The organism is Streptomyces sp. NBC_01260, assembly GCF_036226405.1.
Taxonomy (GTDB): domain Bacteria; phylum Actinomycetota; class Actinomycetes; order Streptomycetales; family Streptomycetaceae; genus Streptomyces; species Streptomyces laculatispora.
This window is the reverse complement of the sequence record NZ_CP108464.1, coordinates 1,482,194-1,508,740: the sequence shown is the minus strand read 5'-3', so window position 1 is coordinate 1,508,740 and position 26,547 is coordinate 1,482,194. Positions and strand designations below refer to the sequence as shown.

Annotated in this window: 20 protein-coding genes; 11 read left to right on the top strand and 9 right to left on the bottom strand. The window is 70.5% G+C overall.

What is annotated here, in order from left to right; translation table 11 throughout:
- Positions 1 to 71 precede the first annotated feature (71 nt).
- The 7 genes from OG322_RS06625 to OG322_RS06595 all read left to right on the top strand — a co-directional run bounded on the left by OG322_RS06625 (position 72) and on the right by OG322_RS06595 (position 9,892).
- The gene (locus OG322_RS06625) at positions 72 to 989 is read left to right on the top strand and encodes a carbohydrate ABC transporter permease (protein ID WP_164494459.1); all 918 of its coding nucleotides are present in this window, start codon (positions 72 to 74) and stop codon (positions 987 to 989) included.
- 243 nt (positions 990 to 1,232) lie between these two features.
- A complete protein-coding gene (locus tag OG322_RS06620) occupies positions 1,233 to 2,432 on the top strand; it encodes an ROK family transcriptional regulator (RefSeq protein ID WP_123463186.1) in 1,200 nt (399 codons plus the stop codon).
- 123 nt (positions 2,433 to 2,555) lie between these two features.
- Positions 2,556 to 3,653: a substrate-binding domain-containing protein gene (locus OG322_RS06615; protein ID WP_370374987.1), complete on the top strand. Its 1,098-nt coding sequence runs from the start codon at positions 2,556 to 2,558 to the stop codon at positions 3,651 to 3,653.
- Positions 3,654 to 3,878: 225 nt separating this feature from the next.
- On the top strand, positions 3,879 to 4,673 hold the full coding sequence (locus OG322_RS06610; protein WP_123463188.1) for an ATP-binding cassette domain-containing protein: 795 nt from the start codon (positions 3,879 to 3,881) through the stop codon (positions 4,671 to 4,673).
- Positions 4,670 to 6,004 carry a sugar ABC transporter permease gene (locus tag OG322_RS06605; protein WP_398911887.1) on the top strand — a complete coding sequence of 445 codons (1,335 nt, stop codon included), beginning with the start codon at positions 4,670 to 4,672 and terminating at the stop codon, positions 6,002 to 6,004. Before OG322_RS06610 ends, OG322_RS06605 begins: the two co-directional genes overlap by 4 nt.
- 309 nt (positions 6,005 to 6,313) lie before the next feature.
- A complete protein-coding gene (gene dxs / locus OG322_RS06600; RefSeq protein WP_185095550.1) occupies positions 6,314 to 8,236 on the top strand; it encodes a 1-deoxy-D-xylulose-5-phosphate synthase in 1,923 nt (640 codons plus the stop codon).
- Positions 8,237 to 8,386: 150 nt separating this feature from the next.
- Positions 8,387 to 9,892 (top strand): amino acid permease, encoded by a 1,506-nt coding sequence (locus OG322_RS06595; RefSeq protein WP_123463190.1) that lies wholly within the window; start codon positions 8,387 to 8,389, stop codon positions 9,890 to 9,892.
- A gap of 264 nt (positions 9,893 to 10,156) precedes the next feature.
- Here the strand turns inward: OG322_RS06595 and OG322_RS06590 are convergent, their stop codons facing one another.
- Positions 10,157 to 11,254: an LCP family protein gene (locus tag OG322_RS06590; RefSeq protein ID WP_123463192.1), complete on the bottom strand. Its 1,098-nt coding sequence runs from the start codon at positions 11,252 to 11,254 to the stop codon at positions 10,157 to 10,159.
- Positions 11,255 to 11,559: 305 nt separating this feature from the next.
- On the opposite strand from OG322_RS06590, the gene OG322_RS06585 reads away from it, so the two are divergent.
- Entirely contained in the window at positions 11,560 to 12,642 is a 1,083-nt protein-coding gene (locus tag OG322_RS06585) for a hypothetical protein (protein WP_241200265.1), read from the top strand.
- Between the two features lie 113 nt (positions 12,643 to 12,755).
- On the opposite strand, the gene OG322_RS06580 is transcribed toward OG322_RS06585, so the two are convergent.
- The 5 genes from OG322_RS06580 to OG322_RS06560 all read right to left on the bottom strand — a co-directional run bounded on the left by OG322_RS06580 (position 12,756) and on the right by OG322_RS06560 (position 19,307).
- Positions 12,756 to 14,894 carry a 3-hydroxyacyl-CoA dehydrogenase NAD-binding domain-containing protein gene (locus tag OG322_RS06580; RefSeq protein ID WP_329306178.1) on the bottom strand — a complete coding sequence of 713 codons (2,139 nt, stop codon included), beginning with the start codon at positions 14,892 to 14,894 and terminating at the stop codon, positions 12,756 to 12,758.
- Positions 14,891 to 16,117: a thiolase family protein gene (locus tag OG322_RS06575; protein WP_123463197.1), complete on the bottom strand. Its 1,227-nt coding sequence runs from the start codon at positions 16,115 to 16,117 to the stop codon at positions 14,891 to 14,893. Before OG322_RS06575 ends, OG322_RS06580 begins: the two co-directional genes overlap by 4 nt.
- A gap of 240 nt (positions 16,118 to 16,357) precedes the next feature.
- Positions 16,358 to 17,632 (bottom strand): HRDC domain-containing protein, encoded by a 1,275-nt coding sequence (locus OG322_RS06570; protein WP_185095470.1) that lies wholly within the window; start codon positions 17,630 to 17,632, stop codon positions 16,358 to 16,360.
- 115 nt (positions 17,633 to 17,747) lie between these two features.
- Positions 17,748 to 18,410, bottom strand: coding sequence for a helix-turn-helix transcriptional regulator (locus OG322_RS06565; RefSeq protein ID WP_024488613.1), 663 nt, complete (start codon positions 18,408 to 18,410; stop codon positions 17,748 to 17,750).
- Between the two features lie 237 nt (positions 18,411 to 18,647).
- Positions 18,648 to 19,307, bottom strand: a complete 660-nt coding sequence (locus OG322_RS06560) for a DUF3000 domain-containing protein (RefSeq protein ID WP_123463199.1) — start codon at positions 19,305 to 19,307, stop codon at positions 18,648 to 18,650.
- Between the two features lie 92 nt (positions 19,308 to 19,399).
- Here OG322_RS06560 and hemE point away from each other — a divergent pair, with 92 nt between their 5' ends.
- Positions 19,400 to 20,473, top strand: a complete 1,074-nt coding sequence (gene hemE / locus OG322_RS06555; protein ID WP_123466203.1) for a uroporphyrinogen decarboxylase — start codon at positions 19,400 to 19,402, stop codon at positions 20,471 to 20,473.
- Positions 20,474 to 20,495: 22 nt separating this feature from the next.
- On the opposite strand, the gene OG322_RS06550 is transcribed toward hemE, so the two are convergent.
- Together OG322_RS06550 and OG322_RS06545 are read right to left on the bottom strand one after the other, a co-directional pair.
- Positions 20,496 to 21,878, bottom strand: a complete 1,383-nt coding sequence (locus tag OG322_RS06550) for an FAD-dependent oxidoreductase (RefSeq protein ID WP_329306177.1) — start codon at positions 21,876 to 21,878, stop codon at positions 20,496 to 20,498.
- A gap of 82 nt (positions 21,879 to 21,960) precedes the next feature.
- On the bottom strand, positions 21,961 to 22,902 hold the full coding sequence (locus OG322_RS06545) for a DUF4349 domain-containing protein (protein ID WP_123463203.1): 942 nt from the start codon (positions 22,900 to 22,902) through the stop codon (positions 21,961 to 21,963).
- Between the two features lie 127 nt (positions 22,903 to 23,029).
- Here OG322_RS06545 and hemG point away from each other — a divergent pair, with 127 nt between their 5' ends.
- Both hemG and hemQ read left to right on the top strand, forming a co-directional pair.
- Positions 23,030 to 24,538, top strand: a complete 1,509-nt coding sequence (hemG, locus tag OG322_RS06540) for a protoporphyrinogen oxidase (protein ID WP_329306176.1) — start codon at positions 23,030 to 23,032, stop codon at positions 24,536 to 24,538.
- 4 nt (positions 24,539 to 24,542) lie between these two features.
- A complete protein-coding gene (gene hemQ / locus OG322_RS06535; protein WP_123463208.1) occupies positions 24,543 to 25,277 on the top strand; it encodes a hydrogen peroxide-dependent heme synthase in 735 nt (244 codons plus the stop codon).
- Between the two features lie 203 nt (positions 25,278 to 25,480).
- On the opposite strand, the gene OG322_RS06530 is transcribed toward hemQ, so the two are convergent.
- On the bottom strand, positions 25,481 to 26,542 hold the full coding sequence (locus tag OG322_RS06530; protein ID WP_329306175.1) for a TIGR04222 domain-containing membrane protein: 1,062 nt from the start codon (positions 26,540 to 26,542) through the stop codon (positions 25,481 to 25,483).
- Positions 26,543 to 26,547 lie beyond the last annotated feature (5 nt).

Genomic DNA, 26,547 nt, shown 5'->3' with positions numbered 1-26,547 from the left:
GCCCGGATCCCCAGCAGGCAAGACAGCCCGGCCCCGGTGGCCGGCTCGACAGTAGTACGAGGTGAGCACACGTGAAGGCCACTGATACCCCTCCCGTGGTCACGGTGAAGGAACCGGCCCCCGTGTCCAAGGCGCCCGAGAAGGGCGGCAAGGAGAAGGGCAGCGAGGGCAAGGTCCTCAATGTCTTCTCGCACGGCGTACTGGTCATCTGGGCGATCCTGGTGGTCATGCCGCTGCTCTGGGCGATCATGGCCTCGTTCAAGACAGATGACTCGATCCTGTCGACGCCGTGGGCGCTGCCGGACAAGCTTCACTTCGAGAACTGGTCGCGTGCCTGGAGTCAGGCGCACATGAGCGACTACTTCTTGAACACCATCCTGGTGGTGGGCGGTTCGCTCATCGGCACGTTGCTGCTCGGCTCGATGGCGGCGTACGTGCTGGCGCGGTTCGACTTCCCCGGGAACCGCTTCGTGTACTACCTGTTCATCGGCGGAATGAGCTTCCCGATCATCCTGGCGCTGGTCCCGCTGTTCTTCGTGATGAACAACATGGGCCTCCTGAACACGCGGCACGGACTGATCCTGGTCTACATCGCGTACTCGCTGCCTTTCACCGTCTTCTTCCTCACCTCGTTCTTCCGCTCGTTGCCGAGTTCGGTGGCGGAGGCGGCGATGCTCGACGGGGCCTCGCACACCCGGACGTTCTTCCAGGTGATGTTGCCGATGGCGAAGCCCGGCCTGATCAGCGTCGGTATCTTCAACTTCCTCGGTCAGTGGAACCAGTACCTGCTGCCAACGGTGCTGAACACCGATCCGAAGTACCGGGTGCTCTCCCAGGGCCTGGTCGAACTGGCCAACGGCCAGGGCTACAAGGGTGACTGGTCCGGTCTCTTCGCCGGCCTGGTGATGGCGATGCTGCCGGTCCTCGCGGCCTACATCATCTTCCAGCGCCAGGTGGTGGCAGGCCTGACGGCGGGAGCCGTGAAGTAACAGCTCCCCAGCGCCGCCCGGCTCCACCTGCGGTCCGCGCTGACCTCTGAACGAACCGAACCGCCCGCCGGCATCCACGCCGGCGGGCGGTTCGTCTGTGTACGGGGGAGTTCGCCGACGTCGTCGTGCGAGGGTCCGGTGCTCATCCGAGGCTTCGACTGCTCAAGGTCTTGACGGGGAGTACCCCAAAACGCTCAGCTTAGAGTTCACATGTTGGAGAATATGGCAGGAGTGAGAGAGTCGATGGAGACTCCGGGGTCGCAGACATCTCTGCATCGCGCCAACCTTGAGCGGGTAGTGCGCGCCGTACGTATGGCGGGTTCACTCACCCAGGCGGAGATCGCCAGGAGCACGGGCCTCTCCGCGGCCACCGTCTCCAATATCGTTCGCGAACTGAAAGAGGGCGGCACGGTCGAGGTGACCCCCACCTCGGCGGGCGGCCGCCGTGCCCGCAGTGTCTCGCTCAGTGGTGACGCGGGCATCGTCATCGGCGTCGATTTCGGACATACGCACCTTCGGGTGGCGGTCGGCAACCTGGCCCACCAGGTGCTCGCCGAGGAGTCCGAGCCGCTGGACGTGGACGCCTCCTCGGCCGAGGGCTTCGGGCGGGCGGAACAGCTGGTCAACCGGCTGATCGAGACGACCGGGATCAGCCCCGGCAAGGTGATCGGGGTCGGCCTCGGTGTTCCCGGCCCGATCGACGTCGAGTCCGGCACGCTGGGCTCCACGTCGATCCTGCCGGGCTGGACGGGCATCAACCCCAGGGAAGAGCTGGCCGGACGCCTCGGGGTACCGGTCTACGTCGACAACGACGCCAACCTCGGGGCGCTGGGGGAGCTGGTCTGGGGGAGCGGCCGCGGGGTCAGGGACCTCGCGTACATCAAGGTCGCCAGCGGTGTCGGTGCCGGTCTGGTGATCGACGGGCACATCTACCGGGGCCCCGGCGGCACGGCCGGCGAGATCGGCCACATCACCCTCGACGAATCGGGCCCGGTCTGCCGCTGCGGCAACCGGGGATGCCTGGAGACGTTCACGGCCGCGCGGTACGTGCTGCCCCTGCTCCAGCCCAGCCACGGCCCCGATCTCACCATGGAGCGGGTGGTCCAGCTGGCCCGTGAGGGCGATCCGGGCTGCCGCCGGGTGATCGGCGACGTCGGGCGGCACATCGGCAGCGGGGTGGCGAACCTCTGCAATCTGCTCAACCCCAGCCGGGTGGTGCTCGGCGGTTCGCTCGCGGAGGCGGGCGAACTGGTCCTCGGGCCGATCCGCGACTCGGTCTCGCGCTACTCCATCCCCAGCGCCGCACGGCAGTTGTCGGTGCTCCCCGGAGCCCTCGGCGGCCGGGCGGAGGTGCTGGGCGCGCTCGCCCTCGTCCTGAGTGAGATGGGGGATTCAACCCTTTTGGAGAGCACCCTCCCCGCTGCGACTCCTGCCTTCACTTAGATAACGAATGGCACCGTTGTCATCTCGTTAAGGATTTACTCCTTGACGCTGGCCTCGGGGCCGAGTTGACTTCCAGCCACCTCGGCCGCAACGCTGCGGCCTCGTCAGGGAGGCACACCCAGAATGAACGCAATGACGCGACGCATCGTCATAGGCACGGCCGCGGTTTCCATGGCCGTCTCCCTCGCAGCCTGTGGCAAGGCGGGCGACGACAAGGACAGCGGCAGCGGTGGCGACAGCAAGACCATCGGCCTGCTGCTCCCGGAGAACAAGACCACGCGTTACGAGACCTTCGACCGCCCGATGATCGAGGCGAAGATCAAGGCGCTCTGCTCCGACTGTGACGTCAAGTACAACAACGCCGGCGGGGACGCGGAGACCCAGAAGAAGCAGTTCGACGCGCTGGTCACGCAGGGCATCAAGGTCATCGTCCTGGACACGGTCGACTACAAGGCCGCGAAGTCCTGGATCCAGCAGGCGGACAAGAAGGGCGTCAAGGTCGTCGCGTACGACCGTCTCGCCGAGGGCCCGATCTCCGCGTACATCTCGTACGACAACGAGAAGATCGGCCGCCTCCAGGGTGAGGCTCTCGTCAAGGCGCTGGGTGACAAGGCCAAGAGCAGCAATGTCGTCATGATCAACGGCTCGCCGCTCGACCCGAACGCCCCCTTCTTCAAGAAGGGCGCGCACAGCGTCCTGGACACCCAGGTCAAGAAGGTCGTCTACGAGCAGGACATCCCGGACTGGTCGCCGGACGAGGCGAACAAGAAGATGGGTGCCGCCATCGACTCGCTGGGCAAGAAGGGCTTCCAGGGCGTCTACTCCGCGAACGACGGCATGGCCGGTGGCATCATCACCGCCCTCAAGAAGCAGGGCGTGAAGGTCCCGGTCGGCGGCCAGGACTCGGAGCTCGCCGGTCTGCAGCGCATCCTCGCGGGCGAGCAGTCGTTCTCGATCTACAAGCAGATCAAGCCGCAGGCGGACACCACCGCCGGCATCGCGGTGAAGCTCCTCAAGGGCGAGAAGTTCGACGACCTGACCAACACCAAGGTCGACAGCCTCTCGGGCGAGTTCAAGGGCATCCCGTCGCGGCTGTACGACGCCACGGTCGTGACCAAGGAGAACATCGGCTCCACGATCGTCGCGGACAAGGTCTACAAGGCCTCCGACATCTGCACCGCCGAGTACAAGGCGGCCTGCGACGCCGCCGGCATCAAGTAGCACCGGCGGGCAAGCCCTCAGGGGCGCCCCTTGCCAGTCCGGCACCCGCCCCGTCAACGCCCCGCAAAGCGGGGGCGGGGCCGGACTCCTCTCGCCGGATCCGGTCGTCGGACTGCCGCCGCCCCAGGCCTCACGGCCACCGGGCGACGACGGCGGTCCGGCGGCCCGAACCGGCACCCCCCTGTGCAATGCAGCACCATCCCCGCCGGTCAGGCGGCGAAGGAGATGATTCACGTGTCCGCTACGCCCGTGCTGGCGTTGCGCGGAATCTCCAAGCGGTTCGGCGCCGTTCAGGCGCTCACCGATGTGGACCTGGAGATTCACCCCGGCGAAGTGGTTGCCCTGGTCGGCGACAACGGCGCCGGCAAGTCAACCCTCGTCAAGACCATTTCGGGGGTCCACCCGATTGACGAAGGCGCCATCGAGTGGGAGGGCGGGACGGTCCGGATCAACCGGCCCAACGACGCCCAGGACCTCGGAATCGCCACCGTCTACCAGGACTTGGCCCTCTGCGACAACCTCGATGTCGTCGCCAACCTCTTCCTCGGCAACGAACTGCGCAGCGTCTCCGTCCTCGACGAGATCGCGATGGAGAAGCGCGCCAAGGAACTCCTGGACACCCTGTCCATCCGGATCCCCAGCGTCCGCATCCCGGTCGCCTCGCTCTCCGGTGGCCAGCGCCAGGTCGTGGCCATCGCCCGCGCCCTGATCGGCGACCCCAAGGTCGTCATCCTTGACGAGCCGACCGCCGCACTCGGCGTCGAGCAGACCGCCCAGGTCCTCGACCTCGTGGAGCGGCTGCGCGAGCGCGACCACGGCGTCATCCTCATCAGCCACAACATGGCCGATGTGCGGGCCGTCGCGGACAAGGTCGCGGTGCTCCGACTGGGCCGCAACAACGGCGTCTTCGACGTCGCGACCACGTCGCACGAAGAGATCATCGCCGCGATCACCGGCGCCACGGACAATGCCGTCACGCGCCGTCAGGCACGCTCAGTCACGAAGGAGGACGCGAAGTGAGCGACCTCGCCAAGACCCCCGGACCTTCCACCGAGAAGACCGGGAAGGCCGAGCAGAACGCCACGGTGCCGGCCCAGGCGGCCGAGCCGTCGACGGCGCCCGTCCCCGCGGTGGACCCGCGCCTCCTCGTACGCGAGGAGGGGTTCAAGGGCTACTGGTCGGAGTTCACCCGCAAGGTGCGCGGCGGTGAGCTCGGCTCCCTGCCCGTCTTCGTGGGCCTGATCGTCATCGCGATCGTCTTCCAGCTCCAGAACAGCAACTTCCTCTCCGCCAGCTCCGTCGCCAACATCGCCGTCTACAGCTCCGGCCTCGGCATCATGGCGGTCGGCATCGTGTTCGTGCTGCTGCTCGGCGAGATCGACCTCTCGGTCGGCTCGGTCGCCGGTGTCGGTGCGGCCACCTGGGCCGTGCTCAACGTCAACCACGGCTGGCCCGAGTGGCTGGCGATCGTCCTCGCCGTCCTCGCCGGAACAGCGCTGGGCGCCCTGCACGGCTTCTTCTTCGCCAAGATCGGGGTGCCGGCCTTCGTCGTCACCCTGGCCGGCTTCCTCGGCTGGAGCGGTCTGCAGGACTGGATGATGGGCGGCGAGGGCTCGATCAACACGCCGTCCGGCAGTGTCGTCGAGGACCTCACCAACTACTTCTTCGAGGACAAGGCCGTCGGCTACGCCCTCGCCCTGGTCGCCGTGCTCGCGTACGCCGCGTCGCTGCTGGTGGACAGCAAGCGCCGCAAGGCCGCGAACCTGCCTGCCCGCCCGATCGCCGAGATCGTGCTGCGCACCGGCATCGTCGCCGTCCTGTGCTTCGTCGTCGCGTACGTCCTGAACGAGCCCGCGGGCGCCCGCGGGCTGCCGCTGGCCCTGGTGCTCTTCCTCGCCGTCCTCGTGATCGCGGACTTCGTGGCCCGCCGTACGGCCTTCGGCCGCCAGGTCTTCGCGGTCGGCGGCAACCCCGAGGCCGCGCGCCGCGCCGGTATCAGCGTGGACCGGATCCGGATCATCGTCTTCGCGCTCTCCGGCACGCTGGGCGCCTTCGGCGGGCTCTTCATCGCCAGCCTCTCCGGCGGCGCCACCAAGAGCGTCGGCGGCGGCAACACCCTGATGCTGGTCATCGCGGCCGCGGTCATCGGCGGCACCAGCCTCTTCGGTGGCCGGGGCAAGGTCTGGTCCGCGCTCCTCGGCATGATCGTCATCCAGTCGATCCAGCAGGGCCTGAACATGATCGGCATGGCCAACGCCGTGCAGTACATGATCACCGGCGCGGTTCTCCTCGCCGCCGTGGTCATCGACTCGGTCTCCCGCCGCACGCAGAAGACCGCAGGCCGCGCCTAGGGCCTTTCGTTTGGATCAGGCCGGACCCCGCGAGCCCGGCATGATCCAAACGAGAGGCCCCAGGGCCTCGACCGGTGACACCGCGACGCCGTACCGTGCCCGGCGCCCCTCTCCACAGGGCGCCGGGCACGGTCGTGTACCGGTGCGGTGTGGGACAGCACACCCTGGCCGGGCGCCCGCTTCCGGTCGCGGGGCAGGCCGTTAGACTCATCGGATCGGCATGCTCGACCAGCACAATCGCAAGGAGGCACGGTGACACAGCCGCGCGAAGCGCGTCATGCACGGGCGGTGGTGGGCGACGGATGGGATCTGCTGACCCGCATCGGTGGACCGCGTGACCTGGACCGGCTCACCCCCGAGCAGCTGGAGCAGCTCGCCGAAGAGATCCGGACCTTCCTCGTCGACGCCGTCTCCAAGACCGGCGGACACCTCGGACCCAACCTGGGCGTGGTCGAACTGACCATCGCGCTGCACCGGGTCTTCGACTCGCCGAAGGACAAGGTCCTCTTCGACACCGGCCATCAGAGCTATGTGCACAAGCTCCTCACCGGCCGCCAGGACTTCACGAAGCTCAAGAGCAAGGGCGGCCTCTCCGGCTACCCCTCGCGAGCCGAGTCCGAGCACGACGTCATCGAGAACTCGCACGCCTCCACGGTGCTCGGCTGGGCCGACGGCCTCGCCAAGGCCAACGAGGTGCTGGGCCGTCCCGACCACGTCGTCGCGGTCATCGGCGACGGAGCGCTCACCGGCGGCATGGCCTGGGAGGCGCTGAACAACATCGCCGCCGCCAAGGACCGCCCGCTCGTCATCGTCGTCAACGACAACGAGCGCTCCTACGCGCCGACGATCGGCGGCCTCGCCAACCACCTCGCCACGCTCCGCACCACCGACGGCTACGAACGCTTCCTGGCCCGCGGCAAGGACCTCCTGGAGCGCACTCCCGTCGTGGGGAAGCCGCTGTACGAGACGCTGCACGGTGCCAAGAAGGGCCTCAAGGACTTCATCGCGCCACAGGGCATGTTCGAGGACCTCGGCCTGAAGTACGTCGGACCGATCGACGGACACGACCTGGAGGCACTGGAGTCCGCACTCCAGCGCGCCAAGCGCTTCGGCGGCCCGGTCATCATCCACTGCCTCACCGAGAAGGGCCGCGGCTACACCCCGGCGCTGCTGGACGAGGCCGACCGATTCCACGCCGTCGGCAAGATCCACCCCGACACCGGACTGCCCGTTGCCACCTCCGGCCTCGACTGGACCTCCGTCTTCGGCGAGGAGATGGTCAAGCTCGGCAAGGAACGCGAGGACATCGTCGCGATCACCGCGGCCATGCTCCAGCCGGTCGGCCTGACCAAGTTCGAGAAGGCCTTCCCGGACCGGATCTACGACGTCGGCATCGCCGAGCAGCACGGCGCGGTCTCCGCGGCGGGCCTCGCCACCGGCGGGCTGCACCCCGTCTTCGCGGTGTACGCCACCTTCCTCAACCGCGCCTTCGACCAGGTCCTGATGGACGTCGCCCTGCACAAGTGCGGCGTGACCTTCGTACTGGACCGGGCCGGGGTCACCGGCACGGACGGCGCCTCGCACAACGGCATGTGGGACATGTCGATCCTGCAGTGCGTGCCGACGCTGCGGATCGCCGCCCCGCGCGACGCCGACCAGGTCCGCGCCCAGCTGCGCGAGGCCGTCGCGGTCGACGACGCCCCGACGGTCGTCCGCTTCTCCAAGGGCGCGGTCGGCCCGTCGGTCAAGGCCGTCGGCACGGTCGGCGGCATGGACGTGCTCCGTGAGCCCGGCACGTCCCGGCCCGACGTCCTGCTCGTCTCCATCGGCGCGCTCGCCCCGATGTGCCTGGAGATCGCGGATCTGCTCGACGCCCAGGGCATCTCGACCACGGTCGTCGACCCGCGCTGGGTCAAGCCCGTGGACGAGGCCATGGCCCCGCTCGCCGCGCGGCACCGCGTCGTCGTCACCGTCGAGGACAACAGCAGGGCCGGTGGCGTCGGCTCCGCCGTCGCCCAGGCGCTGCGCGACGCCGACGTCGACGTACCGCTGCGCGACTTCGGCATCCCGCCGGTCTTCCTCGACCACGCCTCCCGCAAGGAGGTCATGGCCGAGATCGGGCTGACGGCACCGGACATCGCGCGGCAGGTCACCGGCCTGGTCGCCAAGTTCGACGGCCGCTACGGGACGGACGCGGAGAGCCGCTCCGTGGTGGAGCCCGTCCGGGACTGATCCGCCACGACGCACCACGATTGGGCCGGTCGCCCACCCTGTACGGGTGGTCCGACCGGCCCATTCGCGTGAAGTCGCGCCCTGCGGGGCGTGCTGCGGGCAACCCGGTCCGAATCATGGCATGCACGACGAGTGCGTGGAGGTACGCCGGTGAGCACGCAGCAGGACCTGCCCCCCAGCCGGGACGGGCTGTTCCGGACCAAGACGATCGAACAGTCCATCCGCGACACCGAGGAGCCGGAGCACGCTCTCAAGAAGTCCCTCTCCGCCCTGGACCTCACGGTCTTCGGGGTGGGCGTCATCATCGGCACCGGAATCTTCGTCCTCACCGGCAAGGTGGCCAAGGAGACCGCGGGACCCGCCACCGCCATCGCGTTCGTGGTCGCGGGCGTCGTCTGCGCCCTGGCCGCGCTCTGCTACGCGGAGTTCGCCTCCACCGTCCCGGTGGCCGGCTCCGCCTACACCTTCTCGTACGCCTCGCTCGGCGAACTGGTCGCCTGGATCATCGGCTGGGACCTGGTGCTGGAGTTCGCCCTGGGCACGGCGGTGGTGGCGGTCGGCTGGTCCGGCTACGTCCGCTCACTGCTGGACAACATCGGCTGGTCCATGCCGGACGCGCTCTCCGGAACCGATGCGACGGCCGGATTCGGCTTCGACCTCCTCGCCTTCGCCCTGGTCCTGGTGCTGACCGTCGTCCTGGTGCTCGGCATGAAGCTCTCCGCCCAGGTCACGACGGTGGTGGTGGCCATCAAGGTGGCCGTGGTGCTGATCGTGATCATCGCGGGTCTCTTCTTCATCGACACCGCGAACTACTCGCCCTTCATCCCCGAGGCGCAGCCGCAGTCCGCCGGATCGGGCCTGCAGGCCCCGCTCGTCCAGCTGATCTTCGGGTACGCCCCCACCAACTTCGGTGTCATGGGCATCTTCACCGCCGCCTCGGTCGTCTTCTTCGCCTTCATCGGCTTCGACGTGGTGGCCACGGCCGCCGAGGAGACCAAGGTCCCGCAGCGCGACATGCCGCGCGGCATCATGGCCTCGCTCCTCATCTGCACCACGCTCTACGTCGCCGTATCGATCGTGGTCACGGGAATGGAGCACTACTCCGACCTCTCGGTGGACGCCCCGCTCGCCGACGCCTTCAAGGCCGTCGGGCACCCCGTCTACGCCGGGATCATCAGCTTCGGCGCCGCCATCGGCCTCACCGTGGTCTGCATGATCCTGCTGCTCGGTCAGACCCGGGTGTTCTTCGCGATGAGCCGGGACGGGCTGCTCCCGCGGTTCTTCTCGAGGACGCACCCGCGCTTCCGCACCCCGTACCGCCCGACGATCCTGCTCGGCGTGATCATCGCGATCGTCGCCGGATTCACCAGCATCAACGAGCTCGCGACGCTGGTGAACATCGGCACGCTCTTCGCCTTCGTGGTCGTCGCCCTGGGCGTCATCGTCCTGCGCCGCACCCGCCCCGAGCTGCACCGCGCCTTCCGTACCCCGTGGGTCCCGCTGCTCCCGATCGCCTCGGTGGCCGCGTCGGTCTGGCTGATGCTCAATCTGCCGGCCGAGACATGGCTGCGGTTCGGCATCTGGATGGTCATCGGCGTGGTCATCTACTTCGCCTACGGCCGCAAGCACAGCCGGGTGCACCACACCACCGAGTGAGACCGGCCGCACCGCCCGCGGACCCGCGCATGCCCGAACTGCTCGGCGGCCTCGTGCGGGCCCGCGTGGGGGCCTGCCCGTGCTGTGGGCCGGATGGAGCCGGGACAAGGGGCGGGGGACGCCGCTCTGCTGCAGGAGGTGTGCCAGGGGGATCCGGCCCTGCTGCCGGCCGAGCTGGGTACGGGATGGAGCGCGAACTTCGCCCCGTTCCCCCGTCCCCTCTCAGCGGTCCCGGTCCCCGAAGGCGGCGCCGGTGAGGTGGCGTCAGCCGCCGGTCGCGGGGGACTTCTTGGCGGACTCCGGGATGGTGGCGTCCTCGCGGATCGCCTTCCAGAGCGTCTTGGCCTGCGGCTGGGCGGCCACCACGCGGTTGGGGTCGATCTTGTCGTACGCCACCGGAAGCATGATGGTCTCCATCGAGCCCGGGTCCACGCCGTTCATCGAACGGGCGAATTGCGTCAGCGACTTGAGGGAGGCGAGTCCCTCGTCGGTGGTGAGGGACTTGGTGGCGGAGTTCGCGATCTTGTAGGCGTTGGCCGGACTGCCCAGCAGGTTCTGCGACTTGACCTCGCTGAGCAGGGCCAGGAGGAACTGCTGCTGGAGCCCGATGCGGCCGAGGTCGCTGCCGTCGCCGATGCCGTGGCGGGTGCGGACGTAGGAGAGGGACTCGGTGCCGTTGAGCTTGTGGGGCCCGGCGGTGAGGTCGAGTCCGGAGGACTTGTCGTGGATATCCTGGGGGACATCGACGGTGACGCCGCCGATGGCGTCGACGAGGTCCTTGAACCCGGCGAAGTTGATCTCCAGATAGTGGTCGATGCGGACCCCGGACATCTTCTCCACGGTCTTGACCACGCAGGCCGGACCGACCTGGGAGTAGACGGAGTTGAACATCACGCGGTTCGCGGAGTCCACGGTGGAGCCGTCGGCCTTGGTGCACTCGGGCCGGGTCACCAGGGTGTCGCGGGGGATGGACACGGCGACGGCCCTGCTGCGGCCCTCGGGGACGTGCACCACCATCGCGGTGTCGGAGCGCGCCCCGCTGACGCCGCCCCCGCCGCCCAGCGCCTTGTTCTCGGCCCCGGCGCGCGAGTCGGAGCCGAGAACCAGCAGGTTCTGTCCACTGGTGGGGAGCTTCTCGGGGCGGTCGTCACCGAGCGCCTTGTTGATGTCGACGCCCTTGATGTTCCCGTCGAGCCGGCTGTAGAGCCAGTACGCCGTTCCGCCCGCGGCGATGACGAGTACCAGGACCGACAGCAGGATGGCCCGCCGTATTCGCTGGCCCCGCGTTCGTACGCGCTTGCGCCCGCGGCGGGTGTTCTCCGGGGAGCCCTGGTGGTCAGGGGCGAAGGCGTCTTGGCTCATCCTGGGTGAGTCCTCACAACTTATGGCCCGGTCGAGGCGCAGGTGATGGGGTGGGATTCGGGTGGGGGGGATGAGGCCGGTCCGCGATTTCCTGGGACTGAGCACTATAGACAGTCGAGTAGGTGTACGTACGGCGGACTGTGACGTGGCCGTGCCGGTGTGAGCGCGTGGCAGGGGCGGATCGGCGGCGAATCGTACGCTGGTGAGCCCCGGATTACACGTTCCTGCCGGGGCTTAGGATGTAACGGATTCGAAATGCTGAGCGATTTGACGGACGTCAGTTCTTGAAAGGTAATCGCAGACTCATGCTCGGACAGGATGCCCGCGCGACCTCGAAGGTTGCCCCTGAGGCCCAGGCGCTACGCGGTATCTGGCTCACCCGGGGCAAGGACGGCCGGATCACCGCTTACGCTCCCGGCGAGGGCGGTCTTCGTCGCTGGACGGAGAAGCGCCCCGGTGGTCCGGAATGGGATGCCTCCGATGTGGTGCCGCTTCCGGAGCTGACGCATCTGTCCGTGGCGCAGAACGCCGAGGCCTACGTTCATTTCGCCGGACGGCGTGAACGGCCCGCCGCCGACGGGGACGGCGTCACCGTCGACATCGTGCACGCGATCCAGTACCAGACGGGGCGTCCGGTCTCGGCCTGGAACTCGCTGGGCAACCCGCACAAGGAACCCGACGTGGGCAGCAGGTTCGGTGCACCGGTCGTCGTGGTGAACGGGGCGGGTGAGGTGAACATCGCCGTCCGCAACGGGCGCGGCGGCATGATGGTGCGGCGCGAGCGCAAGGACGGCAAATGGCGCGGCTGGGAGGACCTGCGCTGTACGCGCATCAAGGAGGTCCCCGCCGTGGCGGTGCTCAGCACCGGCTGCATCGAGATCTTCGCGGTGACGAACAAGGAGACACTGCACTGGGAGCAGGAGAAGCCCGGTGGAGGGTGGGGCGACGTCCGGCGCTCACCGGCCGTGGTGAGGCCGGGTTCCCTGGCCGTGCTGGAGACGTCGGCCGGGCGCGCCACGTACTACTGGACGGACCCCGAGAGCGGTGTCGTCGCCTACCGCGCCGGTGTCGGGCCCATGTCCCTCGGCGGCGTTCCGGGCACTGGCGCGCACGCCGCGATCCGCACGGTCCTGGACGGCCTCGACTGCACGGTGCTCGCTCACCGAGGGGCGAACGGCGCGGCGGCCGTCGGCGTCGGCATGACCGAGAACGAGGCCAATGGCGTGTGGTGGTCGGACACCGGCGCGCCCTGCGTGAACACCCCGGTCCTGACGCATGACGCCCTGGGCCGGGTGGTGATGGCGGTCGTCGGCGAGGACGGCACCCCGCGCGTGGCGCGCCAGACGGACGGCCCGGGGCTGAGCCTCGACGAGTGGCGTGTGCTCTGAGCCGTTCGCCGTCGTGGTCGTCCCGCGGCGAGGCCGCTGAGCGCCCCGCGAACACGCGGAAGGGCCGCACCGGAACCATCCGGTGCGGCCCTTCCGCGCAGCAGTGAAGGACGTTAGGCCGGAACGCTCGCCACGCCCTGCGCCAGGAACTTCTTCCCGTTGACCCGCTCGGAGACACCCTCGCGGTCCAGGTACGGCGTGATGCCGCCCAGGTGGAAGGGCCAGCCCGCGCCGGTGATCAGGCAGAGGTCGATGTCCTGCGCCTCGGCGACGACACCCTCGTCCAGCATCAGGCCGATCTCCTGCGCCACCGCGTCCAGGACGCGGTCACGGACCTGCTCCTCGGACAGGACGGAGTCGCCCTGCTTCAGGAGTGCGGCGACCTCCGGGTCCAGCTCCGGCTTGGCAGGATTCTCGGCGGAGTAGACGTAGAAGCCGCGCTTGCCGGCCTTGACGACGGCCGCCAGGTTCTCGGACACCGTGAAGCGCTCCGGGAAGGCGCGGTTCAGGGTCTCGGAGACGTGCAGCCCGATCGCCGGGCCGACCAGCTCCAGGAGCACCAGCGGGGACATCGGCAGGCCGAGCGGCTCGATGGCCTTCTCCGCGACCTCGACCGGGGTGCCCTCGTCGATGACGTTCTGGATCTCGCCCATGAAGCGGGTGAGGATGCGGTTGACGACGAACGCCGGGGCGTCCTTCACCAGGACCGCGGTCTTCTTCAGCTTGCGGGCGACTGCGAACGCCGTGGCCAGCGAGGCGTCGTCGGTCTGCTCGCCGCGGACGATCTCCAGGAGCGGAAGGATCGCGACCGGGTTGAAGAAGTGGAAGCCGACGACCCGCTCGGGGTTCTTCAGCTTCGACGCCATCTCGGTGACCGAGAGGGACGAGGTGTTGGTGGCGAGGATCGCGTGCGCCGGGGCGACCGCCTCGACCTCCGCGAACACCTGCTGCTTGACGCCGATCTCCTCGAAGACCGCCTCGATGATGAAGTCGGCGTCAAAGAAGCCCTCCGCCTTGTCCAGCACACCGGAGACCAGGGCCTTCAGACGGTTGGCCTTGTCCTGGTTGATGCGGCCCTTGCCGAGCAGCTTCTCGATCTCGCCGTGGACGTAGCCCACACCCTTGTCGACACGTGCCTGGTCGATGTCGGTCAGGACGACCGGCACCTCCAGGCGGCGCAGGAAGAGCAGGGCGAGCTGCGAGGCCATCAGGCCCGCGCCCACCACGCCGACCTTGGTCACCGGACGGGCCAGGGCCTTGTCCGGGGCACCGGCCGGGCTCTTGGCGCGCTTCTGGACCAGGTTGAACGAGTAGATGCCCGAGCGCAGTTCGCCGCCCATGATCAGGTCCGCGAGGGCCCGGTCCTCGGCGTCGAAGCCGGCGCCCAGGTCACCGTCCTTGGCCGCGGCGATGATGTCCAGCGCGCGGTACGCGGCCGGGGCGGCGCCGTGCACCTTGGAGTCGGCGATGGCCTTGCCCCGCGCGACGGCCTGGTCCCAGGCGTCCCCGCGGTCGATCGCGGGGCGCTCCACCGCGATCGTGCCGCCCAGCACGGACGCGGTCCAGATCAGCGACTGCTCCAGGAAGTCGGCGCCCTCGAAAAGGGCGTCGGCGATCCCGAGCTCGAAGACCTGCTTGCCCTTGAGCTGGCGGTTCTGGTTGAGCGAGTTCTCGATGATCACCGTGACCGCGCGGTCGGCGCCGATCAGGTTGGGGAGCAGCGCGCAGCCGCCCCAGCCGGGGACCAGGCCGAGGAAGACCTCGGGCAGCGAGAAGGCCGGCAGCGCCTTGGAGACGGTGCGGTACGAGCAGTGCAGACCGACCTCGACACCGCCGCCCATCGCCGCGCCGTTGTAGTACGCGAACGTCGGGACCGCGAGAGCGGACAGCCGGCGGAAGACGTCGTGGCCGCCCTTGCCGATGGCCAGCGCGTCGCTGTGCTCCTTGAGCAGCTCGACGCCCTTGAGGTCGGCGCCGACCGCGAAGATGAACGGCTTGCCGGTGATGCCGATGCCGGTGATCGTGCCCTCGGCGGCCTCCTTCTCGACCTGGTCGATCGCGGCGTCGAGATTCGCCAGCGACTGGGGTCCGAAGGTGGTCGGCTTGGTGTGGTCCAGGCCGTTGTCCAGGGTGATGAGGGCGAAGTTGCCCGCGCCTCCCGGCAGGTCGAGGTGGCGTACGTGCGCCTGCGTGACGACCTCGCCGGGGAACAGCTCGGCCGCACCCTTCAGAAGCTCGGTGGTGGAGCTCACTTGCTGCCTCCGTCTGCGTCGAAGTGCGGGTTCTCCCAGACGACGGTGGCGCCCATGCCGAAGCCGACGCACATGGTGGTCAGGCCGTAGCGGACCTCGGGCTGCTCCTCGAACTGGCGGGCCAGCTGAGTCATCAGCCGGACGCCGGAGGAGGCCAGCGGGTGGCCGTAGGCGATCGCGCCGCCGTACTGGTTGACGCGCGCGTCGTCGTCGGCGATGCCGTAGTGCTCCAGGAAGGCGAGCACCTGCACGGCGAACGCCTCGTTGATCTCGAAGAGACCGATGTCCGAGATGGACAGGCCCGCCTTGGCGAGGGCCTTCTCCGTCGCCGGGATCGGGCCGTAGCCCATGACCTCCGGCTCGACGCCGGCGAAGGCGTAGGAGACGAGGCGCATCCTGACCGGGAGGCCCAGCTCGCGGGCGACGTCCTCGGCGGCGAGCAGCGAGGCGGTGGCGCCGTCGTTGAGCCCCGCGGCGTTACCGGCCGTCACGCGGCCGTGGGCGCGGAACGGGGTCTTCAGGCCGGCCAGGGACTCCATCGTGGTGCCCGGACGCATCGGCTCGTCGGCGGTGACCAGGCCCCAGCCCGTCTCACCGGCCTCGGGGTTGGTGCGGCGCACGGAGACCGGCACCAGGTCCTGCTGGATGCTGCCGTTGGCGTACGCCTTGGCGGCCTTCTCCTGCGAACGCACCGCGTACTCGTCGGCGCGCTGCTTGGTGATCGTGGGGTACCGGTCGTGCAGGTTCTCCGCGGTCATGCCCATGAACAGGGCGGACTCGTCGACCAGCTTCTCCGACACGAAGCGCGGGTTCGGGTCCACGCCCTCGCCCATCGGGTGCCGGCCCATGTGCTCGACGCCACCGGCGACGACGACGTCGTACGCGCCGAAGGCGATGGAGCCGGCCGTCGAGGTGACGGCGGTCAGGGCGCCCGCACACATGCGGTCGATGGAGTAGCCGGGGACGGACTGCGGCAGACCGGCCAGGATTCCGGCGGTGCGGCCGAGCGTGAGGCCCTGGTCGCCGATCTGGGTGGTCGCGGCGATGGCGACCTCGTCGATCAGTGCGGGGTCCAGGTCCGGGTTGCGGCGCAGCAGCTCCCGGATGGCCTTCACGACGAGATCGTCGGCGCGGGTCTCGTGGTAGATGCCCTTCGGGCCCGCTTTGCCGAACGGGGTGCGGACGCCGTCGACGAAGACGACGTCCCGGATGGTACGAGGCACGGTGGCTCTCCTCCAGGGTGCGGGATGGCACTGCTGCGGGGCACGCCCGGAAGCGCGCCACCACCCTCATGCTACTTGCGGGTAACCAGACTGCCCAGTCCTTGCGCCGGGAGCGGCGAAGGTCACATACGCGAAATGGCCCGGACGGCCTTGAAATCTGCCCGTCCGGGCCACGGAACGCGGAGTCAGCGACCGCAGGCCGCGCAACCTGGCGTGAATACGCCCCTGTCCGATGCCCTCTCAGGCCTCCGGAACCAGTGCATCGACCAACAGAGGGGTCACCTGTTCGATCTGCCAGTGCCGTGCGCCGTATCCGGCGAGTGCGTATCCGACCGCGTCCGGCGTCGGATCCTTCGGCGGTTCCCAGCACACCCGGCGCACCGTGTCCGGCGTGATCAGGTTCTCCTGGGGCATGTGCAGCCGCTCCGCGAGCTCGGACACCGCGGCACGTGCGGCCGACAAGCGTGCTGCCGCGACCGGGTCCTTGTCCGCCCAGGCGCGCGGCGGCGGCGGGCCCGTCAGCGGCTGGCCGGGCTGCGGGAGCTCCGTGTCGGGCAGTTCCCTCGCCCGGTCGACGGCGGCCTGCCACTGCTCCAGCTGCCGCCGGCCCATGCGGTGGCCGTAGCCGGGCAGCGCGGTCAGCGCCTGGACATTGGCCGGGAGCGCCAGCGCGGCCTCGACGATCGCGGCGTCGCCGAGCACCTTGCCGGGCGAGATGTCGCGGCGCCGGGCGACCTGGTCGCGGGTGTTCCACAGCTCCCGGACCACCGCCATCTGGCGGCGGCGGCGGACCTTGTGCATCCCGGAGGTGCGGCGCCACGGGTCCTGGCGCGGGGGAGCGGGCGGCGCCGCGGCGATGGCGGCGAACTCCTCCTGGGCCCATTCCAGCTTGCCCTGCCGGTCGAGCTCCTCCTCCAGGGCGTTGCGCAGATCGATCAGCAGCTCGACGTCGAGCGCCGCATAGCGCAGCCAGGGGTCGGGCAGCGGGCGGGTGGACCAGTCGACGGCGGAGTGCCCCTTCTCCAGGGAGTAGCCGAGCACACTCTCGACCATCGCGCCGAGGCCGACCCGCGGGAAGCCGGCCAGCCGTCCGGCCAGCTCGGTGTCGAAGAGCCCGGTCGGCGTCATCCCTATCTCGCGCAGGCAGGGCAGGTCCTGGGTCGCCGCGTGCAGGATCCACTCGGCCCCGTGCAGCGCCTCGCCCAGCCCGGACAGGTCGGGACAGCCGACCGGGTCGATGAGCGCACTGCCCGCGCCGTCACGGCGCAGCTGTACGAGATAGGCGCGCTGCCCGTAGCGGTAGCCGGAGGCGCGCTCGGCGTCGACGGCCACCGGGCCGGAGCCCGCGGCGAAGGCCGCGATCACCCTGGCCAGGGCGTCGTCGGAGGCCGCCACCGGTGGAATGCCCTCGCGAGGTTCGAGTAAGGGGATCGGCGCCGGGGCGACGTCGTCCGGGGGGGCGCCCCCGGTGGTTCGCAGTGAAGTGTCTGCTGCGGTCTCTTGGGCGTCGGTCACGTGTCAAGGGTATCTGTGTATGTGCGGCGCCCGTCGACGGAACGTTCCGTCGACGGGCGCCGATGCACGTAAACCAGCCGGATCTGCATTTCTGCACACCGGCGGGGGTGTGGAATCAGTGGATGATGCCCGTTCGCAGGGCCACGGCGACCATTCCTGCACGGTCTCCGGTGCCGAGCTTGCGGGCGATTCGGGCGAGGTGGCTCTTGACGGTCAGGGCGGAGAGCCCCATGGAGACGCCGATGGCCTTGTTGGACTGCCCTTCGGCGACGAGCCGGAGGACCTCCACCTCGCGGCCGGACAGTTCGCGGTAGCCGCCCGGGTGGCTCGGGGTGCCGGGAGGACGGCGGTGCATACGGGCGGCATTGGCGCCGATGGGCGCGACGCCGGGACGGGTGGGGTGGCCGATGTTGGTACGGGTGCCGGTGACGACATAGCCCTTGACGCCGCCCGCGAGGGCGTTGCGTACGGCGCCGATGTCATCGGCGGCGGAGAGGGCGAGGCCGTTCGGCCAGCCGGCGGCTCGGGTTTCGGACAGCAGGGTCAGCCCGGAACCGTCGGGCAGGTGGACGTCGGCTACGCAGATGTCGCGCGGGTTGCCGACGCGGGGGCGGGCCTCCGCGATGGACGACGCCTCGATGACGTCACGTACTCCGAGTGCCCACAGATGGCGGGTGACGGTGGAACGGACGCGCGGGTCGGCCACGACGACCATGGCCGTCGGCTTGTTCGGGCGGTAGGCGACCAGGCTTGCGGGCTGCTCGAGGAGAACGGACACCAGGCCTCCTGGGGAGTGGCGGGACGGGCCGGCTCGGGGATGAAGCCGGGGCGAACCGTGCTTGAAGGGTCATTGACCTCTTCGGCACCGGGAGCCCGCTCCTTTAGAGGAAGATCACGATTTGGTGAGTAACAATTCGGGCAAATAGGACACGCGATCGATTGTACGAAAAGAGAGCCGGTGCCTGTGCGAGGTCTATGACGTAGTGTCACGAAGTGCGGGAGCGGGGTCCCGCTCCTACGAAACCTGCGGTCCGCGCCGCTGCGGCAGCGTCACCACCGCCGCGTCGGACGCGCCCGAGGGCGGCAGGCCGGCGATCTGGCACAGCAGGTCGCCCCACGCCATCAGATGGGCCGCCGTGTCCGGCACCCCGCCGCGCCCCTCGCGGGGCGTCCAGGACGCCCGGATCTCGATCTGGGTCGCCGGACGTCGCGCCCCCAGCGCGCCGAAGTAGTGCGAACCCGCCCGGGTGACCGTGCCGCCCGCCTCCCCGTAACTGAGGCCGCGCGCCTCCAGCGCGCCGGTCAGCCACGACCAGCACACCTCCGGCAGCAGCGGATCAGAGGCCATCTCCGGCTCCAGCTCGGCGCGGACGAGGGTCACCAGCCGGAACGTGCCCTGCCAGGCCTCGTGCCCGGCCGGATCGTGGAGCAGGACGAGCCGGCCGTCGGCGAGATCGTCCTCGCCGTCGACGACGGCCGCCTCCATTGCGTACGCGTGCGGAGCCAGGCGCTTCGGCGGACGCGTGGGCTCCACTTCCAGCTCGGGGCGGAGCCGCGCCGAGCGCAGCGCGTCGACCGCCGAACGGAACGCGGGCGGGACGGAACCACCCTCCGCACTGTCCTTGCTGTCAGTGCCATCGGGTTGATCGGAGAAGTGTCCCTGAGCCGGAGCCATGCGGGGAAGAGTAGGCGGAACCGGAGTCTCGCGCAGGGAGGGACACCCGTGCGGGGTCGGGCTCCTTCCGTGTGCGTGCGAAGATTCTGTGCGTGAGTGCCAACGATCGCCCTTCGGGCCAGCAGACGAAGACCTCCGCCACCCACGACTCGGCGTTCCTCAAGGCGTGCCGGCGCGAGCCCGTGCCGCACACGCCGGTCTGGTTCATGCGCCAGGCGGGGCGCTCGCTGCCCGAGTACCTGAAGGTCCGCGAGGGCATCCCGATGCTCGACTCCTGCACGATGCCGGAGCTCGTCGCCGAGATCACGATGCAGCCCGTCCGCCGCCACAAGGTCGATGCCGCGGTCTACTACAGCGACATCGTCGTCCCCCTCAAGGCGATCGGCATCGACCTCGACATCAAGCCCGGCGTCGGACCGGTGATCGCCGAGCCGATCCGCACCCGCGCCGACCTGGCCCGGCTGCGCGACCTCACCCCCGAGGACGTCTGGTACGTCACCGAGGCCATCGGCCTGCTCACCGCCGAGCTGGGGTCCACCCCGCTGATCGGCTTCGCGGGCGCCCCGTTCACCCTCGCCAGCTACCTCGTGGAGGGCGGCCCGTCCCGCAACCACGAGCACACCAAGGCCCTGATGTACGGCGACCCGGAGCTCTGGGCCGATCTCCTCGACCGCCTCGCCGAGATCACCGGCGCCTTCCTCAAGGTCCAGATCGAGGCGGGCGCCTCCGCCGTGCAGCTCTTCGACTCCTGGGTGGGCGCGCTGGCCCCCGCCGACTACCGCCGCTCGGTGCTGCCCGCCTCCGCGAAGGTCTTCGACGCCGTCGCCCCGTACGGAGTGCCGCGCATCCACTTCGGCGTCGGTACCGGCGAACTCCTCGGCCTCATGGGCGAGGCCGGCGCGGACGTCGTCGGCGTCGACTGGCGGGTCCCGATGGACGAGGCCGCGCGCCGCGTCGGCCCCGGCAAGGCGCTCCAGGGCAACCTCGACCCCGCCGTGCTGTTCGCCCCGACCTCGGTGGTGGAGGCCAAGGCCCAGGAGGTGCTGGACGCGTCCGCCGCTCTGGAGGGCCACATCTTCAACCTGGGCCACGGCGTGATGCCGTCGATGGCCCCGGACGCGCTGACCCGCCTCGTCGAGTACGTGCACACGAGCACCGCCCGCTGACCGGCCGGGAGCCGGGCACCGCTCAGGCGGTGCCCGCCTTCCGCAGCGCCGTCACCGTCTTGCGGGCCGCCACCAGCACCGGGTCCCAGACCGGTGAGAACGGCGGGGCGTAACCGAGGTCCAGGGCGGTCATCTGCTCGACCGTCATCCCGGCGGTGAGCGCCACCGCCGCGACGTCCACCCGCTTCGCCGCCCCGTCCCGGCCCACGATCTGCACACCCAGCAGCCGCCCGGTGCGGTACTCCGCGAGCATCTTCACCGTCATCGGCCGCGCCCCCGGGTAGTAGCCCGCCCGGCCCGTCGACTCGATCGTCGCCGTGACGAACCGCAGGCCCACCGAACGGGCGTCCTTCTCGCGCAGCCCGGTGCGGGCGATCTCCAGATCGCAGACCTTGCTCACCGCCGTGCCCACCACCCCGGGGAACGTCCCGTAGCCGCCGGCGACATTGGACCCGATGATCTGGCCGTGCTTGTTGGCGTGCGTGCCCAGGGCGATGTGACGGGTGCGGCCCGCCACCAGGTCGAGCACCTCGACGCAGTCGCCGCCCGCCCAGATGTTGTCGTGGCCGACGACCCGCATCGACAGATCGGTGAGCAGCCCGCCGTGCGGACCGACCGGCAGACCGACCGCGCGGGCCAGCGCCGTCTCCGGCTCGACGCCGATGCCGAGCACCACCACATCCGCCGGGTACGACGCGTCGGCCGTCTCCACGGCGCTCACCCGGCCGTCCGGCCCGGTACGGATCGCGGTGACCGCGGCCCGGTTCACCGTAGTGATGCCGAGACCGTCCATCGCGTCGTGCACGAGGCGCCCCATATCGGGGTCGAGCGTCGCCATCGGCTGCTCGCCGCGGTTGAGCACGGTCACCTCGAAGCCGCGCTTCAGCATCGCCTCCGCCATCTCGACGCCGATGTAGCCCGCGCCGACGACGACCGCGCGCCGGCCCGCCGCCCGGTCCAGGGAGTCCAGCAGCGCCTGTCCGTCGTCCAGGGTCTGCACACCGTGCACCCCGTCCGCGTCCATGCCGGGCAGCGCCGGACGTACCGGCCTGGCCCCCGTCGCGATCACCAGCTTGTCGAAACCGGTCCAGGAGGTCTCGCCGGAGTCCCGGTCCAGGGCGCGCACCCGCTGCCCCGCGACATCGATCTCCGTCACCTCGGTGCGCATCCGCAGATCGATGTCCCGGGCCCGGTGCTCCTCGGGGCCGCGCGCGATGAGGTCGTCCCGCCGCTCGATGTCGCCGCCGACCCAGTACGGGATGCCGCAGGCGGAGTACGAGGTGAAGTGGCCCCGCTCGAAGGCGGTGATGCTCAGCTCGCCCGGACCCTTGAGCCGACGCGCCTGGGATGCGGCGGACATGCCCGCCGCATCCCCGCCGATGACCACCAGTCGTTCCGCCGTCATGCCAGTCCCTTCGATGCCCCGTCCGAAGGCCCACGCTACGGCGCCACGGCTCCCAGCGGCGCCGTGGCGCCCCCGGGACGGCTCACCCGCCGTCCGGCCCGGCCTTCCCGCCCCGGCGCCGCAGCAGCCGCCACAGGACCAGCACGACGGCGGCCACCGCCAGGAACGGAGCCGTGGCCCCCACCGCCATCGCGAGCCACCGCACCATCGTCACGAACGCGTGCCAGCCGCCGCCCACGGCGTCCACGAACCCCGGACCGTCCTCGTCGTCCGCGGCGTCGGCGTCAGCCGCCTCCGAGAGGTCGAGCGTGATCGTGGCCAGCGTGGTGCGGTCCTTGAGCGAGGCCTGCTGGGCCAGCAGCGACTCGAGCTCCGACTGACGGCTGCTCAGTTCGCCCTCCAGCGTCACCACATCGGCCAGCGCGTCGGCCCGGTCCATCAGCTTGCGCACCCGCGCCACACTCGTGCGCTGGGTGGCGATCCGGCTCTCCACGTCGACGACCTGATCGGTGACGTCCTTGGCGGCCGACGTCCGGGAGAGCAGCTTGCCCGTCCCGGAGAGGTCCCCCAGCACCCGGTCGTACTCGCCCTGCGGAACGCGCAGCACCAGGTGCGAGGAGTCGTGCGTGTCGTCGACCTGCTCGGTCCTCTCGTCGGCGACCAGCCCGCCCGCCGCCTCCGCGGTCGCACGCGCGGCGGCCGCTGCCTTCGGCGCGCTCTTCACCTCGACGGAGAGCGAGGCGGTACGGATGACATGAGCGGTGGTCAGCGGGTTCGGCTTCTTCGCCGCCGCCGAACCGCCCGCCCCCTGCTTCGCGTCCCCGGCGGCGGCGTCCGCCTTGCCCTGCCGCGCCGGGGCGGCCGCCCGCTTGTCGGAGCTCCCTCCGGAGTCGTCGCCGGCCGCGCCGCAGCCGCTCAACGCCAGCACGGCGGTGAGCAGTCCGGCGGCGAGAGCGGTGCGGGCGGGGCGGGCTGCCGGACGGCCCGGACGTCTGCCGGTACGCGTGGATGGTGCTGTCTGCATAACTGTCCCCCCAGGACGGGTGATTGATGGTGCCGGTTCGACGTACGGGGGGCCGGTCAGGGTTGCGCGATACCGGTTTCGAAGCGGTCACGGTCAGGACTCGGAAGAGGTTTGAGAGAGTGGGGGCATGCAGCGTTCAGCAAACCGCGCGGACAGGGCCACGGGACACGTCGTCGTCATCGGCGGCGGCATCGCCGGACTCGCGGCCGCCCACCGGCTTCTCGGTACCGGGCTGCGGGTCACCCTCCTGGAGGCGACCGACCGGCTCGGCGGCAAACTCAGGACCGGCGAGGTCGCGGGCGTCCAGGTCGACCTGGGCGCCGAATCGATGCTGGCCCGCCGCCCGGAGGCGGTCGGCCTGGCCCGCGCCGTCGGCCTCGGCGACCGCCTCCAGCCGCCCGCCACCGCCACCGCTTCCCTGTGGACGCGCGACGCACTGCGCCCCATGCCCAAGGGCCATGTGATGGGCGTGCCCGGCGACCCGGCGGCGCTCGGCGAGGTGCTCTCGCCCGAGGGGCTCGCCCGGATCGCTCAGGAGCGCGACCTCACCCCGACCGCCGTCGGCGACGATGTCGCGGTCGGCGCGTACGTGGCCGACCGGCTCGGTCGTGAGGTCGTCGACCGGCTGGTGGAGCCGCTGCTCGGCGGGGTGTACGCGGGCGACGCCTACCGGATCTCGATGCGCGCCGCCGTACCGCAGCTCTTCGAGGTCGCCCGGCAGGGCGGCTCACTGCTCGACGGGGTGACCCGCATCCAGGAGCAGGCCGCGTCCCGGCAGCAGACCGGGCCGGTCTTCCAGGGCATCGCCGGCGGCATCGGCACCCTCCCGGACGCCGTCGCCGACGCCGTACGCGCGGGGGGCGGCGAGATCCTCACCGAGACCCCGGTGCTCGGGCTGACCCGTACCGCCTCCGGCTGGGACGTCCGCACCGACACCCGGGTGATCGCCGCCGACGGCATCGTCCTCGCCGCCCCCGCCTGGTCCGCGTCCACCCTGCTCGCCGCCGAGTCCCCGGCCGCCTCCGCCGAGCTCGCGGGCGTCGAGTACGCGTCGATGGCCCTGATCACCATGGCCTTCCGGCGCTCCGACGTGACCGCCGCCGGAACGCTGGATGGACGCTCCGGCTTCCTGGTGCCCCCGGTCGACGGCCGCACCATCAAGGCCGCCACCTTCTCCAGCCAGAAGTGGCAGTGGGTCGCCGACGCGGCCCCCGGCCTGTTCCTCCTGCGGACCTCGGTCGGCCGGTACGGCGAGGAGGACCATCTGCACCGCGAGGACGCGGAGCTCGTCGAGGTGTCGCTGCGCGATCTCGCGGCGGCGACCGGACTGGCCGCCGAGCCGGTGGCCACCGAGGTCACCCGGTGGATCGGCGGACTGCCCCAGTACCCCGTCGGCCATCTCGGCCGGGTCGCCCGGATTCGCGAGGAGGTCGCCAAGCTGCCCGCGCTGCGGGTCTGCGGCGCGGTCTACGACGGGGTAGGCATCCCGGGCTGCATCGCGAGCGCCCACCGCGCGGCGGACGAGATCGTCCGCGACCTCGCCGGGGAGAGCAGCGCGGACACGCGGGAGACCACGGGGGAGATCATCGCCACCCCCACCCTGGTTCAGGGCACAGGGAGCGAGGCGGGACAATAGCCGTATGAGTGCTCCTGAGACTGTGACATCAAGCAAGGGCCCCAACGCCGGCAAGAAGGCGAAGGACCTCAACGACGTCGTCCGCTACACGCTGTGGTCCGTCTTCAAGCTTCGCGACGTGCTGCCCGCCGACACGGACCGCGCCGCGTACTCCGGTGAGGTCCAGGAACTGTTCGACCAGCTCGCGGCCAAGGACGTCACCGTTCGTGGTACCTACGACGTCTCCGGACTGCGCGCCGACGCCGACGTGATGATCTGGTGGCACTCCGAGACCGCGGAGGCCCTGCAGGAGGCGTACAACCTCTTCCGGCGCACCCGGCTGGGCAGGGGCCTCGACCCGGTCTGGTCGAACATGGCGCTGCACCGCCCCGCCGAGTTCAACAAGTCGCACGTTCCGGCGTTCCTCGCCGACGAGACGCCGCGCGACTTCATCAGCGTGTACCCCTTCGTGCGCTCCTACGACTGGTACCTGCTGCCCGACGAGGACCGTCGCCGGATGCTCGCCGACCACGGCAAGATGGCCCGCGGCTACCCCGACGTGCGCGCCAACACCGTCGCCTCCTTCTCCCTCGGCGACTACGAGTGGGTGCTGGCCTTCGAGGCCGACGAGCTGCACCGCATCGTCGACCTCATGCGTCACCTGCGGGCCTCCGAGGCGCGGATGCACGTCCGCGAGGAGGTTCCCTTCTTCACCGGCCGGCGCAAGTCGGTCGCAGACCTGGTGGCCGGGCTCGCGTAGCGAGCGGGTTCCGACCACCCCAACCCGGAAGATCAGACGGCGGGCACCGCGGCACGGTGTGCCGCCCGCCGTTCCAGCGACACCGGGTTCGGCTCCTGGTGCGGCGCGCAGCCTGCGCGCCGCACCGGCGTCGTTTCAGGGGCCGGGGCGCACGGCCCCACGCCATCCGGACGGTGACCGCCCGATGCCGTCTCGGGCGCCGCTCATGAGCTGCTGCCGCAGCTCGACCCGCCGCCGCAGCTGGACCCCGATCCGCAACTCGATCCGGAGCCGCAGCTGGACCCCGATCCGCAACTCGATCCGGAGCCGCAGCTCGACCCCGATCCGCAACTGGACCCCGAGCCGGAACCGCAGCCGGACCCCGAACCGCACCCGCTGCCGCCACCCCCGCCGCTGTGCCCGGACGAGCTTCCGCACCCGCCCCCGCCCGGGGTCGTACCGGCGCACCACACCGTGGCCACGAGCAGCGCATCGGAGGAGGAGCCCGAGGAGTGGTGCGACGGCGTGGACAGCCCGGCCGGCCTCGTCCGGGACGCCGTGAGCAGATGCCTCCGCAGCTCGGGATCGGGCAGGGCCCGTGGCCCGGCGGTCGCCATCAGATGGTCCGGGTCGGTCCGCGACGCGTTGGCGGTGCGGTACTCCGCGGCCGCCCTGCGGCCCGCTTTGGTGGTCCGCGACCGGGCACCGGCCGCGCAGACGAAACCGATGACGGCCCCGGCGAGGAGCGCCGGGAACACCTTCGGGAAGAACGGGAAGCCCGGTCCGGCGTAGGGCTCCGACGAGACGAACTGATAGATGGTCACGCCGATGGCGGCCGGGACGCCGAGCAGGCAGAGCAGCCCCTGCGCCATGCCCCACCGGCCGCGGGTCCGGTTGGCCCCGGGCGTGGCCAGCAGACCGCGCGAGGCCAGGGCGTCGCCGATCTCCTGCACCGCGGCATGGCGCATCACGGCGGCCCGCAGGGTGTGCAGCGCACCGCTCGGGGCCGCGGCCTGCTCCTGGAGGACGGCCCGCTCCACCGGGTCGTGGGCGACCGGTCGCTGGACCGCGACGATGCCGGGCCCGCCGACGACCAGCCGGCCGTCCGCGTGCATCGCGGCGAGCGCCGTGTCCACCACCCGGCCGGGCCCGCCGTTCAGGAAGGCCACCTCGGAGAGGTCGTGGACGGGGCCGCCCGGCCCGCGTCCCGCGCGGCGGACCGAGATGATCAGCAGCGTCGAGGAGAGCGCGACGGAGATCGTCAGCACCAGAGCCACAGTGTTCATCCCGG

What these genes read in the sequence shown, in the direction of transcription:
- OG322_RS06610 (WP_123463188.1), top strand. Translation starts at nt 3,879, where the DNA reads ATGATTCACGTGTCCGCTACGCCCGTGCTGGCGTTGCGCGGAATCTCC.
- OG322_RS06560 (WP_123463199.1), bottom strand. Translation starts at nt 19,307, where the DNA reads ATGGCTCCGGCTCAGGGACACTTCTCCGATCAACCCGATGGCACTGAC.
- OG322_RS06545 (WP_123463203.1), bottom strand. Translation starts at nt 22,902, where the DNA reads ATGCAGACAGCACCATCCACGCGTACCGGCAGACGTCCGGGCCGTCCG.
- OG322_RS06615 (WP_370374987.1), top strand. Translation starts at nt 2,556, where the DNA reads ATGAACGCAATGACGCGACGCATCGTCATAGGCACGGCCGCGGTTTCC.
- OG322_RS06585 (WP_241200265.1), top strand. Translation starts at nt 11,560, where the DNA reads ATGCTCGGACAGGATGCCCGCGCGACCTCGAAGGTTGCCCCTGAGGCC.
- OG322_RS06550 (WP_329306177.1), bottom strand. Translation starts at nt 21,878, where the DNA reads ATGACGGCGGAACGACTGGTGGTCATCGGCGGGGATGCGGCGGGCATG.
- hemG (WP_329306176.1), top strand. Translation starts at nt 23,030, where the DNA reads ATGCAGCGTTCAGCAAACCGCGCGGACAGGGCCACGGGACACGTCGTC.
- OG322_RS06530 (WP_329306175.1), bottom strand. Translation starts at nt 26,542, where the DNA reads ATGAACACTGTGGCTCTGGTGCTGACGATCTCCGTCGCGCTCTCCTCG.
- hemQ (WP_123463208.1), top strand. Translation starts at nt 24,543, where the DNA reads ATGAGTGCTCCTGAGACTGTGACATCAAGCAAGGGCCCCAACGCCGGC.
- OG322_RS06620 (WP_123463186.1), top strand. Translation starts at nt 1,233, where the DNA reads ATGGAGACTCCGGGGTCGCAGACATCTCTGCATCGCGCCAACCTTGAG.
- OG322_RS06590 (WP_123463192.1), bottom strand. Translation starts at nt 11,254, where the DNA reads ATGAGCCAAGACGCCTTCGCCCCTGACCACCAGGGCTCCCCGGAGAAC.